We start from the raw sequence: 17,590 nt of genomic DNA, 5'->3' as shown, positions 1-17,590 counted from the left end.
GATCTACTATAAATATATATTTAAACTAGTTTTTTCTTAGTGAATTTATTCATAATCCATCTAATAAATAGTGCGATTGATATGACTATACCTATATAACCAAATATCGGATAGAAGAAATTAACTAAGTCTACGAAACCTACGAAGCTTAATCCGTAGCCAAATAATAATCCGACAATGAGTAACATGAGATATTTTTTTGAATATGCTTTTGTAAAACGTGTTAAGAATGGATACATTAAACCAACAATTGTATTATATATTACAAGCATCATAATAATAGCCATACAAAATCCTAAAATAGGATGAATTTTTTCTGCCAGTAGTAATGTTGGCAAGCCATATTCGTTAGATTCTTTTAAGTTAACAAGCATACCAACGTTTATTAGAAGCATCAATACAATAATAATGATACCTCCTATTAAAGGACCTCTTCTTGCTACTTTATGCGAACTAGCGCCCGATCCTACGATTGTTAAAAAACTAAACACTGTTGCCATATCTAGCCCAGCATATGTAATTGCGTCCCACCACCATAATCCTGTTGGAGTACGATCTATTTGTCTATACTCATTCACTTCAGAAAAAGGAATCGTTGGGTTGATAATATGGTACCCTGCAATAATTAAAACTAAAACAATTAAAAATGGTGTAATCGACCCTAATGCTTTCATAATGTTATCAAAGTTAAGCAATAAAGTTATGAATACTGCAATAGTCATAATCAAGGAACCTAGCCACGGCTCAATACCAAAACCATCTTGAAAGGCCGAACCCGCACCTGCAATCATAATGACAGAAAGACCGTACAAGAAGAAAATTAATATGTAATCAATTATGGTGCCTAGTTTGTTACCAAATATATTTACTAAGGAAACTTCATACGACTCTGTATCTAATCTGTATCCAACTTTTGAAACTTGTCGACCTACAAATATTACAATAATCGCAGTTAGTATAACGCCAGGGATGCTCCATAAGCCAAAATTCGTAAAGAATTGTAGAAGCTCTTGTCCTGTTGAAAAACCCGCACCTACAATTACGCCTGTATAAGCGAATGCTATTCCTATCGATTCTTTGTTGTGTGCTTTCACTTTAAAACTCTCCTTTAAATTTTCGCTATACAATTTTATCTTCCCTAATAAAATAAAATTATTCTAAAATTGTAAAATTATTTTGCACAACAGAAATAGTTGCTCATATTTCTTATAATCTCAGCATATATATAAAAGCTGATAAAACACGTTTAGTTACGCATTCTATCAGCTTAATAAGTTTTATAAAAATTCTTGTATCGTTTCTATAATTAAATATACGTTTAAGATACTTAATACAACAGCTAAAATCCAAGATATGATGTTAATCCAAGTTTTATTAGTAAATTGTTCCCCCATTATTTTAGGATTATTCGTCGCCATAATTAACGGAATAATACTAAAAGGCAATGCTAAACTTAAAAATACTTGTGTAAATATTAACATATCTTCTATTTTTGATTCACTTGAACCATATAACCATAAACAAATGAACACTGGAATAACAGCTATCACACGAGTTACTAATCTACGTACCCATGGTTTTAATTTAATATTTAAGAATCCTTCCATAACAATTTGTCCAGATAATGTACCTGTGATGGTAGAATTCTGTCCAGATGCTAGTAATGCGATTGCGAATAATGTACTCATCACAGCGCCACCTACAGCACCGCCAACGTTTGAATGGCTTAGAGCATGGTATAAATCAAAGAATCTACCTAATGCTTCGTTACTGCCATAGAATAATGCGGCACCTAGTACTAATAATAAACAATTAATCACAAATGCAATTGTTAATTGAATATTAGAATCTATAATAGCGTATTTTATAGCACTTTTTTTACCTTGATTATTTCTTTTATAATTTCTAGATTGAACGATAGATGAATGTAAATATAAGTTGTGTGGCATAATCGTCGCGCCAATTATACCTAAAGCTATATATAACACACCCTTATTCGTTACAATTTCAGAACTAGGGATAAATCCAGCAAATAATGAACTCGCATCAGGGGATGATAAATATACTTCAAATACGAATATTACGAGAACTGTAAATATTAATACACCAACAATTGCTTCTATTTTTCTGAAACCTAATTTTATAATCATCAGTAATAAAAAGACATCTAACACTGTAATTGTGACGCCTAATGCTAAAGGAATATTAAATAATAAATTAAGAGCTATGGCACTACCGATTACTTCGGCGATATCTGTTGCCATAATAGCTAATTCTGCTAACACCCATGAAAAAATGCCAAGTGGTTTATTCGACATATACTTTGTAACTTGTGCTAAATCCATACCACTCGCAACGCCTAAACGAGCACTCATACTTTGTAATAATATCGCTGCTAAACTTGATAATAAAATAATAAATAATAATATATATCCAAATTGTGCCCCGCCAGCCATAGATGTAATCCAGTTACCTGGATCCATGTATCCGACTGCTACTAGTAAGCCTGGTCCTAAATACATGAGAAATTTTCTAAAAGCATTTGCCTCAGAGTCAAAGGACACTGTACTATTAATTTCTTCTAAACTTCTGCCCATATCTAACACCTCTATATGAAGAGGATAAACCTATTAACTTGTTTTGTAAATATTTTTGTTAGGTGTACCTAAACTTTTATACTAGTTTGAAATTGCATATATAATCAAAAGCTCCTAATCCATTAGTTAAATATACTAGGATTAGGAGCTTTATTTTGATCTTAGGATTTATATCCCAAGATCATCTTTATAAATCATTACACTAAACTTAAACGTTAGAATCTTTTACTAAAGGATTATCTGGTTTAATAAAGAACCACATAATGATTGCAAATACTACTGGTACCATCATTAATTGTAATGTCATTGTCCAACCAATTCTATCAGCTAGGAAACCTGCTAATAATGGACTGAGTAATGCACCGATGTTACCCCACAAGTTCATCCAACCTGAAACTGTACCTGCAAAGTTACGACCTAAATCAGTAGCTGTAGCCCAGCTCATACCCATTGACAAACCTACACCACCTAAACAAAGTGATAACCAGAATATGTTCATAGCTAAACTATCTGTCGATAATGCAAAGTAAAGTGAGATACAGAATACAACAAATCCAGATATTGCGATTACGCCACGTGCCATAAATTTAGATTTACCGCTTGATAAAATTTTATCTGAAATAGTACCACCTAGCATAATCAATATAAACATTGCTAACCAAGGTGCACCTGCAATGAATCCCATTTTATTAAATTCTACATGATGTGTTTCGTGTATGTATGTAGGTAACCAAATTAAGAATAATGTGATAACAAACTGTACAACAAAGTATTGTGCTGCAATTGCGTAAAAACTGAATCTACTGAAAAATACTTTCCATGGAGCAGTAGTCTTATCAGTTTCTACTACATCACGCGTTTCCATAATATATCTTTGTTCAGCTTCGTTAACCATTTTATGTTGTTCAGGTAAGTCTTTCGCAATAATTGCCCAAAGTATAGCAATTACGATACCAACTAGACCGAATATATAAAACACTGCTTGCCAGCCAAAAGCGTTCATAATAGCAATTGTCACTATTGGTGCAATAACAGGTCCGAAATACGACCCTGCTAATAATGCAGAAGAGGCTCTACCTTTCTCATTTTTATTAAACCAATAACTGTTAAATACTGCGTTAGAAGGGTACATTGGCGCTTCACCGACACCGAATAAGAAACGTACAAGATATAATAATCCGTGATTCTTAATAATACCTGTTAAAATTGTGAAAGCACTCCACCAAAGTAGTGCAATTGTTAACATTTTCTTAGGGCCAAATTTCTCCGCTAAAATCCCTGAAGGTACTTGCATTAAAGCATAACCTAATGAGAAGAATGACGCTAATAAACCAAATTGCGTCTTGTTCATATTTAAATCTTCCATCATTGGTCCTGCAATTATAGAAATATTTGAACGGTCCATATATGCGATTATACCGATAATGAAAAATGCAATTGCAAAAAACCATCTAATATTAGTTCTTTTTTCCTTCATATTTATCCAACTTTCATAATTAATTTACTCATAAATTCATGTGGTCATATGATGACTTATTTAATAAATTGAATATAGCATAATAAGGAAACGCTTACAACATAAATTTTTATATTTTAAATTAAATATAGTTTGTGATTAATTGCACATAAATTAGGTTAACTAAAAATTCCTTTTATTTTTAATACTAAAAAAGCCAACCCACTAAATTTATTATCAATGGCTTGGCTTTTTATAATCTATTATTTTATTTATATGTCTCAAGACAATAACTCTCTACGCCACATTTTGGGCACTTTAATTTTCTAGTTTGATACGTATGATTTGAAGTAAACCACTCTGAAAATTTTGGTTTGAAATTCCTTTGACAATTTGGGCACACATATTGAACGACCTCATAATAACGCTTTGAAGCTATTACTGCATATAGTATGATAAATGGATAAACAATAATAATTGGTTTCCATTTCTTTTTTAATATAGCCATCAATATACTACTGTATTGTATAACTCCTACGCCTATTGATATTCCCATAAACTTTTTTCGAAAGTTTTGCATCTTTTGATGTTCTTCAGACTTATTTCTTAAATTTAAAATATTAGATACAGGATAATTACTTTCTTTACTAATACTCTCTTTTACAAACTTAATTTGTTTATGCTTTTGCTTATTATGCTCTATATTATCATCAAGTTGCAGTAACTTTTCATCTAACAACATATTGAGCGTTTTAATAGATTGCGTTGAATAAAGTAATTCTTTAATTTCTTTCAATGAAAAATTCATATCTTTCAATGTTGTAACAATTCGTAGTTGATTGAGTTCTTCTTCAGTATAAAATCTTCTATTATTTAAAATTGCGCTCGGCTTAACTAAACCTTTCTTATCATAATACTGCACAGTTCTAACTGTGATATCACATAATTCTGCTACTTCACCTGTAGTCCACTTCATATTTTGCCTCCTCATTTTTATAACGATCACTATATTAGTGTTAGTTTAATTGTATCTTGTGACCTTACGTTATAAGCAAGAAGAAAATACTTTTCCCTTAATATTATGTACAGATTAGACTGACGTATGTGTAAATTCAGCCCATGGATATTCTTTTGGTGGTTCTGATTCAACCGTAATCATTTCATCTTTAGTCGGGTGCTTAACACTTAAGCTAGATGCCCAAAGCGCAATTTGTTGCCCATGTTTATTTACGTGCTCCCCATATTTTTGATCACCATAAAGGGGTGTACCTTGATTAGCTAATTGAACTCTAATTTGATGAGATCTACCAGTTTTTAATTCTACTTCTAACATACTCAAATTATCTTTTTTACTTAACACTTTATATTCAAGTATCGCTTTTTTACCATCTTTATTCTTAGAACTAACGACACTTACAAGATTCTTCTTACGATCTTTGTATAAGTAATCCACTAATTCCCCTTGTTTATTAGGTAATGTTCCACGAATAATCGCTTTATATTTTCGATAAATTTGTTGTTTCCTCAATTCATTAGACAAACGAGACGCTGCTTTAGATGTACGCGCAAATACCATCACGCCTCCTACTGGTCTATCAAGTCTATGTACAAGTCCTAGGTATACATCACCAGGCTTATTATATTTTTCTTTAATATAACTTTTTAGCATGTTCAATAAATCCATATCTTTTGATGCATCTTCTTGAACTGCAATATTGACTGGCTTCTCCACTATGAGTAAATGATTATCCTCATATAGTACATTAATATGCACTAAAATCACTCCTATATAAATAATTAAAAATTCTTATCAACTTTAAAATTTTTGGGTTTATAAAAATTTAATAACATTCAATATAACATTGAAATATAAAAAATCAATAATAGATAAATGGAATAAAAATACATCATTTATAAAAAATAAATACGCTTATTATGTACATAATCACAATGGTGTACATAAATATAAATAACATTTGTGATTAAAGGTTGTACAACTCTTTGATGTACTGTGATAAATTGGATTTAACAACAAAGGAGGGAATCAATATACAGAAGGAAAACTTTAATATCATAACTGAAATGATCAAAAATCCAAAAATAAAAGGTAAAGATTTAGAATCGATGTTTAACATTTCTCGCAGACAACTAGGATACAGAATTCAAAAGTTAAATGATTGGTTGAAAGAACAAGACTATCCACAAATAGAAAGAACTAGTCAAGGTTTCTTTATAGTTGATGATTCAATTAAAGATTTTCTTAATATTCCTAGTGAAACTCTCCATCAAGAAAGTGAGCAGGTTTATACAGCCTATCAGCGCGCGCACCTCATTTTGTTGATGTTGTTTAGAGAAGATGAAGTACTATCTTTAAATCACTTCTCAATCGATTTAGAAGTAAGTAAGAATACCGTGCTCAATGACATTAAACAATTAAAGGAATTAATAAGCTCATACAATGTATCAATTAATTATTCACGCCAACAAGGATATTACTTATCTGGTAATGAGTTTGAAGTAAGACGCTTATTGATGAGATTAATTGATAAAGTATTCACTTTAAATATTTCAGAAAATGACGTAATCAATAGTTTAAATATAGAAGAAGACAAAATAATATTGATTAACAAACACATTAATAAAGTGGAACAATATTTAAATAATATGTTCATTGACGAAAGTACACTTACATTACCTTATAAACTTTACTTGATATTAAGGCGAATTAATCACGATAAGATAGTCGCACCATTTTCTATTGGTTATGATGATCTTTCAGATACTCAAGAATATCAAGCAACTGAAATTTTAACTTCAAATTATCAAGAAATACCTATGCAAGAAAAGTTGTTTATAACTTTACAATTATTATCAACGAGTGTTCAATGGTCAGAACTACATGATGTTCAACATCTGCCAGAACTTCAATATGCACTTGAAGAAATGATTGAGCAATTTGAAAAACTAACATTTATTACTTTTAAAGATAAAGAATCGTTAATTCATCAGCTTATGCATCATATGAAGCCTGCATTTTATCGTATTCGTTATCAATTATCTGATGTTGATAGCTTAACAAATTCACTAAAAGAAGATTATAAAGAGCTCTTTCACTTAGTTAAATTATCTTCTAAACCTTTAGAAAAGTTTCTTAACCAAGAATTACCGGATAAAGAAACAGTTTATTTAACAATGTTAATAGGTGGAAGTTTACGAAGGCAAGATGAAGATATCGATCAGAAAGTAAAAGCCGTTGTTGTTTGTACACAAGGAACTTCTATTTCGAAATTAATGTTGCAAGAATTAAGAAGTGTATTTCCAGAATTTATTTTTTTAGATGCTTTGTCACTTCGCGAATTTAATCAATACGATTTAGATTTTGATATCGTATTTTCGCCAATGCACATTATGACTAATAAAAAATTGTACATTACAAAAACGATTTTGACTGCTCAAGAGAAACACGAGCTAAGGCAACATGTTTTTGGTCAATTAAATAACACTTTAGAAACAGATATCCAAGCCGAAAAAATGCTTTCAATTATACGTGAACATGCCACGGTTCATAACGAAGCTGAACTGTTCAATCAAATTAAAGATCAATTTGAAGATACGTATGCATATTCATCCATTAAAGCATCTACTTTGTCTATAAATAGCAATTTAGATTTACAAGATTTATTGCCTGTAAACCATATTCATTTCACAAAAAATGTTATGAATATCGAGGAAGCTATTCAATTAGCAGCTGAACCCCTTGTCAAAATGCGGTATATCGATAATCAGTATATAGACTTGATGAACAATGCTTTTGACGATACTTATATGGTAATCAATCAAAATATAGCGATACCTCATGCTGATGGCGAGGACACTGTTAACCGTACTTCAATGAGTATGTTGGTACTAGAAGAACCTCTTAAATTAAGTACAGGGTTAGACGTTTATATCTTTGTAGTCATTGCTGCAGCTGATAAATTTAAACATTTACGTCCCCTACTACAATTAAGAGATTTGTCTCAAGATACTCAAAATATTCAACGTATTTCACAAACTCAATCTAAAAGAGAAGTTTATGAAATTATTAAGCATTACTCAAAAATAGATTAAAACAAAGGGGTTGCGTTATATGCAAGATTTGAAAATCGATATCTCGAATGTCCTTATAGATTTAGAGGCATCGACAAATGAAGAAGCATTAAGTAAGTTATCTGACCAAATGTATCAAAACGGATATGTTAAAGAATCTTATAAAGATGCTGTAATAGAAAGAGAACGTTCATTTGCAACAGGTTTACCAACTGTGTATTGTTCTGTGGCAATCCCGCATACCGACATTCAGCACGTACAATCTAAAGCAATCGGTATCGCTACGCTCAAAGAAACAGTTCCATTTGTCATTATGGGAGAAGAAAAAGAAACAACAGATGTGAAGTTAATTTTTATGCTAGCAATGGATAAAGAGGATGCTCAACTTTCATTACTTCAAAAATTAATGGGCATATTCCAAAATGATGAAATTTTAGAAACTATTGCAAACGCAACTGACAAAGAAACAATCGTAGAAACGATAGATAAAGAATTAAACGAAGTTTAAAAAATTAAAATATAACAGGAAAAGAATTTAAATATTAAATTCTTAAAATTAGGAGGAAATAATTATGAAACAAGTATTAGTAGCATGTGGAGCAGGTATCGCAACATCAACAGTGGTAAATAACGCAATCGAGGAAATGGCTAAAGAACACAATATTAAAGTAGATTTAAAACAAATTAAAATTTCAGAAGTTGGCGCATATGCGGATACAGCAGACCTTCTCGTTACAACAGCTATGACTCAAAAAGAATATGACTTCCCAGTAATTAATGCACGTAACTTCTTAACTGGTATTGGTGTAGAAGATACTAAACAAGAAATCTTAGACGCTTTACAAAAATAATAAGTTTTTAAAATCAAAATAACTAGCATGTGGTTGAAATTCACAACTTTGATATTTCAACCTCATTCTTCTAAAAAAGAGGATGGTGTAGGGTATGAGTGGTTTCGTAGATTTTATTCAAGCTTTTCTAGACTTAGGTGCAACGGTTATTCTACCGATTGTTATATTTTTACTAGGTTTATTCTTTAGACAAAAAGTTGGTGCAGCATTCCGTTCAGGTTTAACAATCGGTGTTGCATTCGTAGGTATATTTTTAGTTATTGATTTACTTGTAAATAACTTAGGACCAGCAGCACAAGCAATGGTTAAAAACTTAGGTGTAAGTTTAAATGTTATTGATGTAGGTTGGCCAGCAACTTCTTCAATCGCTTGGGCTTCAGTTATTGCAGCTTTTATCATTCCATTAGGTATCGTTATTAACGTCATTATGTTATTAACAAAGACTACAAAAACAATGAACGTAGATATATGGAACTTCTGGCATTACACATTCATGGGTGCCATGGTTTATGCAATTTCAGGTAGTATTTGGCAAGCTTTAGTCGCTGCTGCACTATTCCAAATTGTTTGTCTGAAAGTAGCAGACTGGACAGCTCCAATGATGAGCGAGTTCTATGATCTACCAGGTGTTTCAATTGCAACTGGTAGTACAATTTCATATGTTCCTGGGATTTTCTTAGTAAAAGGACTTCAAAAAATTCCTGGCATTAACAAATTAAACGCTGATCCAGAAACAATTCAAAAACGTTTCGGCGCATTTGGTGAATCTATATTTGTTGGTTTAGTTCTAGGTTTGATTATCGGTATATTAGCAGGTTATAACGCTGGAGATGTTATTAATTTAGGTATGTCGATGGCAGCAGTAATGGTATTAATGCCTCGTATGGTTAAGATTTTAATGGAAGGTTTAATGCCAGTTTCTGAATCTGCACGTACTTGGTTAAATAAACGATTCGGTGATCGTGAAATTTACATTGGTCTAGACGCAGCAGTTGCACTTGGCCACCCAGCAGTTATTTCAACTGCATTAATTTTAGTACCAATTACAGTTTTATTAGCAGTTATTTTACCTGGTAACCAAGTCTTACCATTTGGTGACTTAGCAACAATACCATTTATCGTTGCATTTATAGTAGGTGCCGCACGTGGTAACATCATACATTCTGTAATTGTCGGTACAATTATGGTTGCTATTTCTTTATACATCGCAACAGATGTAGCACCTATCTTTACTAGTATGGCAGATGGAACAAACGTCAAAATGCCATCAGGCTCATCACAAATCTCAAGTCTTGACCAAGGTGGTAACATCTTAAACTATATTATCTTCAAGTTCTTTAGTTTGTTTAATTAATAATAAGGGGATGAAAGTTCATGAAAGCATTAGTAAAAACTGAACCTGGATTTGGTAATTTAGAAATATTAGAAAAGGAAATTCCCACACCTTCTGAAAATGAAGTGAAAATAAAAGTTCATTATGCTGGTATTTGCGGTACTGATGTACACACGTATGAGGGTCACTATAAAGTAAACTACCCTGTTACATTAGGTCATGAATTTTCAGGAGAAATTGTCGAAGTAGGCTCAAATGTTAATGATTTTAAAGTTGGCGATCGTGTGACTTCAGAAACAACTTATTATATATGTGGGGAATGTGAATATTGTAAAACTGGTGACTACAACCTTTGTAACCATAGAAAAGGTCTAGGAACACAGCAAAATGGTGGATTTACTAATTATTTAGTTGCTCGTGCTGCAAGCGTTCATAAATTACCTGATAACGTATCTTATAAAGCCGCTTCTATGACAGAACCATTAGCTTGTGCTTACCATGCTGTTTCTAAAATCGATATTTATCAAGACGACACTGTTGTAGTTATGGGGCCAGGTCCTATAGGATTATTAGTCGCTCAAGTTGTGAAAAGTAAAGGCGGAAAAGTCATTATTACTGGCTTAGACAACGATAAAGCACGTTTAAAAAAAGCAGAAGAACTGAACTTAGATCACGTTGTTAACATCCAACATACTGATTTGAAAGAATACGTTAATGGTTTAACAGATGGTTATGGCGCTGATGTAGTATTAGAATGTTCAGGTGCTGTACCAGCTGCAAAACAAGGTCTTGATTTATTACGTAAAAAAGGCCGATATGTTCAAGTTGGTATTTTTAAAGACCCTGAAATTCCTTTTGATTTAGAAAAAATCGTACAAAAAGAAATTAGAGTTGTTGGTAGTAGAAGTCAAAAACCTGCAGATTGGGAACCTTCATTACAACTATTAAGCACTGGAGAAGTTAACGCTGAAGCGCTCGTTACTACTGAATTAGATATAACACAATGGGACGAAGGATATAACCACATTAAAGGTGGAGAAGGTATTAAAGTATTACTCCGCCCTATCCAATAAATTATTAAAGGAGATTATTGAATATGGTAGAACCAATGTTAGATTTTATGCTTGGACCAATGAGAGGTATTACTGATTTTTACATGAATAACTTACTCGTTTGTAATAGTGCTGTTTTCTTAAGTTACTTTGGAGCAAAGTTATTCAAGAAGAAAGAAGTTTCTGCTGACCAGTCATAACAATTTATAATCAAGGGAGGGTGAAACATTTGAAATCATTAAATTTATACGGTGTTGAAGATTTGAGATTTGAAGATACATTAAATCCTACTATCCAAACACCTACTGATGTCATTATTAAAGTAAAAGCAACTGGCATATGTGGATCAGACACTTCGCGCTATAAGAAACTTGGTCCTTACCGAGAAGGGATGACTTTCGGTCATGAATTCTCTGGTATAGTTGAAGAAATCGGAGATGAAGTTACACATGTTAAAGTTGGGGACTCGGTAACGGGTTGCCCTGCAATTGCATGTCACACTTGTCAGTATTGTGAAAAAGGTGAATACTCAAGATGTGAAAAACTCTATGTTATAGGTTCATATGTACCAGGTTGCTTTGCTGAATATGTCAAATTACCCTCACATAATGTGTTAAAATTACCTGATAACGTCGACTTTGATACAGCAGCTATGGTTGAGCCATCTGCTGTTGTATCACACGGTTTTTATCGTACCAATATGAAACCCGGTGCTACTGTAGCAGTGATGGGATGTGGTAGTATTGGCTTACTAGCTATCCAATGGGCAAAAATATTTGGCGCTACAACAATTATTGCTATCGATATAGATAGTCATAAATTAGAAATAGCTAAAGAACTCGGTGCAGACTATATCATTAACTCAAAAGATAAATCACTCGAAGACGCAATATCAGAAATCAATTGTAAAATAGATGTCGCTGTAGAATCTGCTGGATCACCTTTTACTATCGGACAAGTACTAACACTCCCTACTAAAGGTGGAGAGGTATTACTATTAGGCATACCTTATGCAGATATCGAATTAGAACGCACACATTTTGAAAAAATATTACGCAACGAATTAAACGTTTTAGGTTCATGGAATGGTCTATCTGCCCCATTTCCTGGGAAAGAATGGACTGCAACATTACATTATATGGCTACTGGAGAAATCCAAGTTGAACCTATCATTTCAGATAAGTTACCATTAAGTGAAGGTCCAGATACATTTTATAACTTAGTTAATAAGAAGAAACATTACGACAAAGTTATATTCCATCCATAATTTCAACATTGCCATATATCAATAATAAGCAAAGGTAGCGGGATTGGGATTGAAAAAAGTTTGATAAATAATTCCTAACTCAAAATAAATAACATCTCATTGCACTGATTTATTCAGTTAGAAATGAGATGTTATTTTTATATAATCTACTACGATTTTGTTCGTGCATGCTTGTTTAGGTTATGAGTCTAGGATTCAATATCTCAGGCCTTTTGTTATATTGGCAGTAGCTGACTGGATTAGGACTATTCCCTAAAGCGTCAGTGCTTTACAAAATCGTGGGAAGTAATGTGCTAACGGGCTTGTTCACAACCACTTGCTCGTTAGAAAATGTAATGGGCTTGTCTTATATTTCTTGCACGTTAGAGCCTCATATCAGATATTTTTGGTGTAAAATTACTTTGAAATAATGAAGATTAATGCGCTAACGGGCTTGTTCACAACCACTTGCTCGTTAGAAAATGTAACGAGCTTGTCTTATATTTCTTGCACGTTAGAGCCTCGTATCAGATGTGTTCAATGTAAAATTACATTAAAATAAGGAAGGATATTGCGCTAACCGGCTTGTTCACAACCACTAGCACGTTAGAAAATGTAACGGGCTTGTCTTATATTTCTTGCACGTTAGAAGTTACTCACGCTGACACAACAAAAGTCCAAAACAATTGTTATGCCCCGGATCCGATTTCGTTGTTGTTTACAATGAAGCGTAATGTATTGTCATATTTATTTTAGTTGTATCATTACCTTTATTGCGGTAACTGTGCTGACAGTTTGCTTTGAATTTAATTGAATCATTCTTTTCTAGATAATAAATTTGATTATTAACTACTAGTTCTAGTTCTCCTTCATATACAGTTAAATATTCTGTTGCACCGTTTGTATGTCGTTCACTTTCTAAAAATCCACCCGGTTCAATTTCAACCATATAGATTTCAAATTGTTTATCTTGTTCAAATGAGAAATATGGATAAACTTTATATTTATCACTATCCATCGTTATTTCGTGTAACTCTGATTTTTTAATGACTTCAATATCTTCAGTTTGCTCTTCTATTAAAGAAGTAAATGACAATTTTAATCCGTTAGATATTTTCCAAATAGTTGAGATGGATGGTGTTGAATCCAATCTTTCAATTTGTCCAAGCATTGTTTTGCTAACGCCTGTCATTGTTGCTACTTTATCTAAAGTTAGCCCTTCATTTTTTCGATATTTTTTAAGATTTTCTGCTATTATTTCATGAATCTCTCTCATACAATTTCACCTTCTTATTTACAATATAACGCACTAAAATTATAATATAAAGCACAACAACTATAACGAATATAAAAACGTTATAGCATATTTAGGGAGGTTTTTAAATGCTCGTTCTGTCTATGACCATTTACGCTGTAGTTTCTAGTTTCACGCCTGGCCCTAACAATATAATGTCTCTTTTTTATTCCAAACATAACGGCATGATTGGTTCTTTAAGATTTTGTATCGGTGTCGGTTTAGGTTTCTTTTTATTATTACTTATTTCAAACTTTTTTAGTTCATTTTTATATCAAGTATTCCCTAAAGTTCAATTATTTATGAAGATTTTTGGTGCTGTGTATTTATTATATTTAGCTTATAAAATTGCTACAAGTAAAAGTACAGATGAAAATGGTTTTAGCGAAAAATATAATAACATTAAATTTGGAATGGCTCTTCAATTCATCAATCCTAAAGGTACAATTTATGCATTGAGTGTTGTCGCAGCTTTTGTTACACCTAATTTTGAAGATCCATTATTGCAATTTATACTGCTTATTTATTTAGCTTTAATTGGTTTCTTAGGAACATTTAGTTGGAGCGTTTTTGGTAGCATCTTCAAAAAATTTATAAAACAATATGAATTAATGTTTAATCTTATAATGGCATTACTACTCGTTTATACTGCTATAAGCATCCTATATGTATAAAAAGAGGCATTATTTAAAACAATGCCTCTTTTTTAATATTAACTATTTTGTTTAGAAAATGCTTTACCAATTGCGTCTAATTTTACTGGTGCGTCTGAAGCTGCCATTTTCACTTCGACAAAATGCATTTGATTTGGTTTTGAATTAATGTTTAATAATGTTTTTTCTAAGTCTTCAGATGTTTCTACATCATGTATAGCGACTTTATCTTTCCCACCGAACACTGCTGGTAGTAGTTTATAATCCCACATTTGAATGTCATTATATGGTTGGTTTTCACCATGAATTTTACGTTCAACAGTATAACCATCATTATTTATCACGAATATAACAGGTTTTAAATCTTCTCTAATCATCGTTGAAAGATCTTGTACTGTTAATTGTAATGAACCATCACCTATTAATAAAATATTTCTTCTATATAAATCAGCAAGTTGTGTACCTAAAGTTGCTGGTAAAGTATATCCGATTGAACCCCATAAAGGTTGTCCTATAAATGTATTATCTTTGTATAAATTTAAATCATAAGCCCCGAAGAATGACGTTCCTTGTTCAGCTAACACAACATCATCAATACCTATAAACTCTTGCATCATTTTAAAGTATGTTTCTTGCATTAACGGTTCGTTATTCACTGTATAGTTACCTTTTGCTGCACGTTTAAGCTTTGGATATGATGCTTTATTTTCATAATTCACATCAAGTAAACCATTTATAAGATTTGGCAACGTGATATCAAATATTTTTGTTTCATTTAATTTGAAATTGTAATGATTAATCATTACGACATCATCAATATCAAAACCAAATGAATACCCTGCCGTAGCTGAGTCTGTTAATTTTGCACCGATATTTAATATTGCATCACTATTATCTACATAATTTCTAATGTTTTCTTCAGCGATACTACCATCATAAATTCCCATATATAACGGACTTTCTTCATTAAATGCACCTTTACCTAAAGATAATTGTGCTACTGGTATTTGCGTTAATTGTGCAAATTCGTTTAATTGTTCATGCAGTTTAAAACTATTTATTTCATGTCCTGCGATAATAACAGGTTGTTTAGCAGATTGAAGTTTTTCTTGAACCATCTTAACAATATTAGAAACATCTTGTTGTTCCGGTTCAGCTAATTTAAATCCTTCTGTAATTTCAATTTCAGATTGTGCTACATCAATAGGTAAATGTATGTGTACTGGTTTCTTTTCAGATAGTGCAGCATTAATCAAGCGTGGAATTTCTTGTTGTGCATTCTCTGTTGTAATATACCCTTGAGCTGTTGTAATTTCTTCATACATTTTTCTATAGTTATCGAATTGTCCTTCTCCTAAAGAATGGTGTACATATTTTCCTGCATTTTCAACTACAGTACTAGGTGCCCCAGTAATTTGAATGACAGGTACACGTTCAGCATATGAGCCTGCAATCCCGTTTACAGCACTTAATTCACCTACTCCAAAAGTCGTTACCATTGCAGCAATTCCATTCAATCTTGCATAACCGTCAGCTGCGTAGCTTGCATTCAATTCATTCGTATTACCAACCCAATCTAAATTTTCATGGCTTATAATATCATCTAAAAATGCTAAGTTAAAATCACCAGGAACACCAAAAACTTTGTTTACCCCAGCTTCACTTAAACAATCCATTAAATATTCCCCAACACGTTTTTTCATGTCCATTCCACCTTTATATATTGAATAACTATTTAGGTCAATTATATTGACCTATTAGTGTAAAAAAATATCTTTGGATATTTCTTATAGTTTCTTTAATCTATCTAACAATTACTATTGTATGCCTTTATACTAATTAAGTCAATTAACTTGACCTATAAATGCGTTTTATTCTTTTTTCTATTATAATGAACAAAAAGGAGACGACACTATGGATAATAAAAATAATTATGATCATATGCTTTTTTACTTCGCATACAAAACATTTATAAATACAGCAGACGACATCATTAAAGATCACGGAATGAGTAGACAACATCATAGATTTTTATTCTTTATTGATCAGCTACCTGGCATTACGATTAAAGACTTACTCGAAACATTAGAAATATCTAAACAAGCTTCGCATGCATCATTGAAAATGCTTAAAGAAAAAGGACTTATAAGAGATGCCGACTCACCAAACGATAAACGTGTAAAATGTCTATACCCAACTGAAGAAGGCAGTGCACTAGTAAACAAATTAAACCGTGCCCAAAATGAATTACTACAAGAAACATTTGGAGAAGCAGGAACAGACTGGCATGAAGTAATGGAGCAACTTGCGGACCATCGTTCAGGATTCAAAAATATAAAGTCACTTAAACCAAAAGATAAATAATCATTACCTACAGAAAAAGGTGTTCATTTCAGAATAAAACTGTACGAATAGGAGAACACACTATGTTAAGCAAAATCAAATATCTTATCTCATTAACACTTTTCATTATGTTTTGTGGCTGGGTAATATCAGATTCTATAGATTGGTTAGCTCTCATTTTTATAATATTCTTTATGACGATTTTCCTTTTTGTATTCCAAATACGGGATGAATCGTTTAGAACATTTAAAGTAAAAGATGCGTTAATTTATATACTTCCATTTATAATAATATCTACAGTTATACACTTTTTAGTACCTATAGGCGCAACGAAGAATATCTTACTTGTTTCATTAGCGGTTATATTAGTAATAATACAACTGGTAATAAAAAAGCGTAAAAAGAATGCAACTTCAAAACCGACTAAATAAAAAGACCCCTCCAATTCTCTAGATTTAATCTCGGATTGAAGTGAACCCTGTCAAGTAGACAACTAAATAATAAAAATGTCTTTTTGGTCAAATTCATAGCTAAGCTATGGATTTGGCCATTTTTAATGTAATTCGATTAGTATTATAAAAATGGATATATTTAGCTAATTCTATTACTGCCTGTTCATAATTTATAAAAGAAAAGTTCTTATTTCCTTTATAAATTTCACTTTTCATCATTCCCC

The 17,590-nt window shown here is 32.0% G+C and carries 18 protein-coding genes; 10 read left to right on the top strand and 8 right to left on the bottom strand.

Translation table 11 applies throughout. From position 1 onward, the window contains the following. Positions 1-20: 20 nt before the first annotated feature. The 5 genes from LQ615_RS05955 to LQ615_RS05935 form a co-directional block, all read right to left on the bottom strand. The gene (locus LQ615_RS05955) at positions 21-1,094 is read right to left on the bottom strand and encodes a YkvI family membrane protein (protein ID WP_239703930.1); all 1,074 of its coding nucleotides are present in this window, start codon (positions 1,092-1,094) and stop codon (positions 21-23) included. 183 nt (positions 1,095-1,277) lie between these two features. Then, the gene (locus LQ615_RS05950) at positions 1,278-2,597 is read right to left on the bottom strand and encodes an Nramp family divalent metal transporter (RefSeq protein WP_239703931.1); all 1,320 of its coding nucleotides are present in this window, start codon (positions 2,595-2,597) and stop codon (positions 1,278-1,280) included. Between the two features lie 208 nt (positions 2,598-2,805). Next, complete coding sequence (locus tag LQ615_RS05945; RefSeq protein WP_017000194.1) at positions 2,806-4,074, bottom strand: pyruvate MFS transporter; 1,269 nt, start codon at positions 4,072-4,074, stop codon at positions 2,806-2,808. Positions 4,075-4,321: 247 nt separating this feature from the next. Continuing rightward, complete coding sequence (locus LQ615_RS05940; RefSeq protein ID WP_017000193.1) at positions 4,322-5,029, bottom strand: MerR family transcriptional regulator; 708 nt, start codon at positions 5,027-5,029, stop codon at positions 4,322-4,324. Between the two features lie 114 nt (positions 5,030-5,143). Next, entirely contained in the window at positions 5,144-5,827 is a 684-nt protein-coding gene (locus LQ615_RS05935) for an RluA family pseudouridine synthase (RefSeq protein ID WP_017000192.1), read from the bottom strand. A 230-nt stretch (positions 5,828-6,057) separates the two neighbouring features. On the opposite strand from LQ615_RS05935, the gene LQ615_RS05930 reads away from it, so the two are divergent. The 7 genes from LQ615_RS05930 to LQ615_RS05900 all read left to right on the top strand — a co-directional run bounded on the left by LQ615_RS05930 (position 6,058) and on the right by LQ615_RS05900 (position 12,645). Further along, the gene (locus LQ615_RS05930) at positions 6,058-8,163 is read left to right on the top strand and encodes a BglG family transcription antiterminator (RefSeq protein WP_050988905.1); all 2,106 of its coding nucleotides are present in this window, start codon (positions 6,058-6,060) and stop codon (positions 8,161-8,163) included. Positions 8,164-8,182: 19 nt separating this feature from the next. Next, positions 8,183-8,650: a PTS sugar transporter subunit IIA gene (locus LQ615_RS05925; protein ID WP_017000190.1), complete on the top strand. Its 468-nt coding sequence runs from the start codon at positions 8,183-8,185 to the stop codon at positions 8,648-8,650. A gap of 64 nt (positions 8,651-8,714) precedes the next feature. Further along, positions 8,715-8,993, top strand: coding sequence for a PTS sugar transporter subunit IIB (locus tag LQ615_RS05920; protein WP_017000189.1), 279 nt, complete (start codon positions 8,715-8,717; stop codon positions 8,991-8,993). A gap of 94 nt (positions 8,994-9,087) precedes the next feature. Beyond that, entirely contained in the window at positions 9,088-10,347 is a 1,260-nt protein-coding gene (locus LQ615_RS05915; protein ID WP_017000188.1) for a PTS galactitol transporter subunit IIC, read from the top strand. Between the two features lie 20 nt (positions 10,348-10,367). Further along, positions 10,368-11,399 carry a zinc-binding dehydrogenase gene (locus tag LQ615_RS05910; RefSeq protein ID WP_017000187.1) on the top strand — a complete coding sequence of 344 codons (1,032 nt, stop codon included), beginning with the start codon at positions 10,368-10,370 and terminating at the stop codon, positions 11,397-11,399. Positions 11,400-11,422: 23 nt separating this feature from the next. Then, positions 11,423-11,578 (top strand): hypothetical protein, encoded by a 156-nt coding sequence (locus LQ615_RS05905; protein ID WP_017000186.1) that lies wholly within the window; start codon positions 11,423-11,425, stop codon positions 11,576-11,578. A gap of 29 nt (positions 11,579-11,607) precedes the next feature. After that, complete coding sequence (locus LQ615_RS05900; RefSeq protein ID WP_017000185.1) at positions 11,608-12,645, top strand: galactitol-1-phosphate 5-dehydrogenase; 1,038 nt, start codon at positions 11,608-11,610, stop codon at positions 12,643-12,645. 697 nt (positions 12,646-13,342) lie between these two features. Here LQ615_RS05900 and LQ615_RS05895 read toward each other — a convergent pair. Beyond that, a complete protein-coding gene (locus LQ615_RS05895) occupies positions 13,343-13,900 on the bottom strand; it encodes a helix-turn-helix domain-containing protein (RefSeq protein WP_016999879.1) in 558 nt (185 codons plus the stop codon). A 107-nt stretch (positions 13,901-14,007) separates the two neighbouring features. Between LQ615_RS05895 and LQ615_RS05890 the strand changes: the two genes are divergently transcribed. Beyond that, entirely contained in the window at positions 14,008-14,592 is a 585-nt protein-coding gene (locus LQ615_RS05890) for a LysE family transporter (protein WP_135032441.1), read from the top strand. 38 nt (positions 14,593-14,630) lie between these two features. On the opposite strand, the gene LQ615_RS05885 is transcribed toward LQ615_RS05890, so the two are convergent. Continuing rightward, entirely contained in the window at positions 14,631-16,274 is a 1,644-nt protein-coding gene (locus LQ615_RS05885; protein WP_135032442.1) for an alpha-keto acid decarboxylase family protein, read from the bottom strand. Positions 16,275-16,485: 211 nt separating this feature from the next. Between LQ615_RS05885 and LQ615_RS05880 the strand changes: the two genes are divergently transcribed. Both LQ615_RS05880 and LQ615_RS05875 read left to right on the top strand, forming a co-directional pair. Continuing rightward, positions 16,486-16,935 carry a MarR family winged helix-turn-helix transcriptional regulator gene (locus tag LQ615_RS05880; RefSeq protein WP_016999873.1) on the top strand — a complete coding sequence of 150 codons (450 nt, stop codon included), beginning with the start codon at positions 16,486-16,488 and terminating at the stop codon, positions 16,933-16,935. Between the two features lie 62 nt (positions 16,936-16,997). Then, positions 16,998-17,345 carry a hypothetical protein gene (locus LQ615_RS05875; RefSeq protein WP_135032443.1) on the top strand — a complete coding sequence of 116 codons (348 nt, stop codon included), beginning with the start codon at positions 16,998-17,000 and terminating at the stop codon, positions 17,343-17,345. A gap of 99 nt (positions 17,346-17,444) precedes the next feature. Here the strand turns inward: LQ615_RS05875 and LQ615_RS13575 are convergent, their stop codons facing one another. Beyond that, on the bottom strand, positions 17,445-17,582 hold the full coding sequence (locus LQ615_RS13575) for an IS3 family transposase (protein ID WP_369964887.1): 138 nt from the start codon (positions 17,580-17,582) through the stop codon (positions 17,445-17,447). Positions 17,583-17,590: the final 8 nt, after the last annotated feature.

The organism is Mammaliicoccus sp. C-M13, from assembly GCF_022386845.1.
GTDB lineage: Bacteria > Bacillota > Bacilli > Staphylococcales > Staphylococcaceae > Mammaliicoccus > Mammaliicoccus lentus.
Note: the sequence above shows the minus strand (reverse complement) of the source record. Positions and strands in the feature narration are given on the sequence as shown.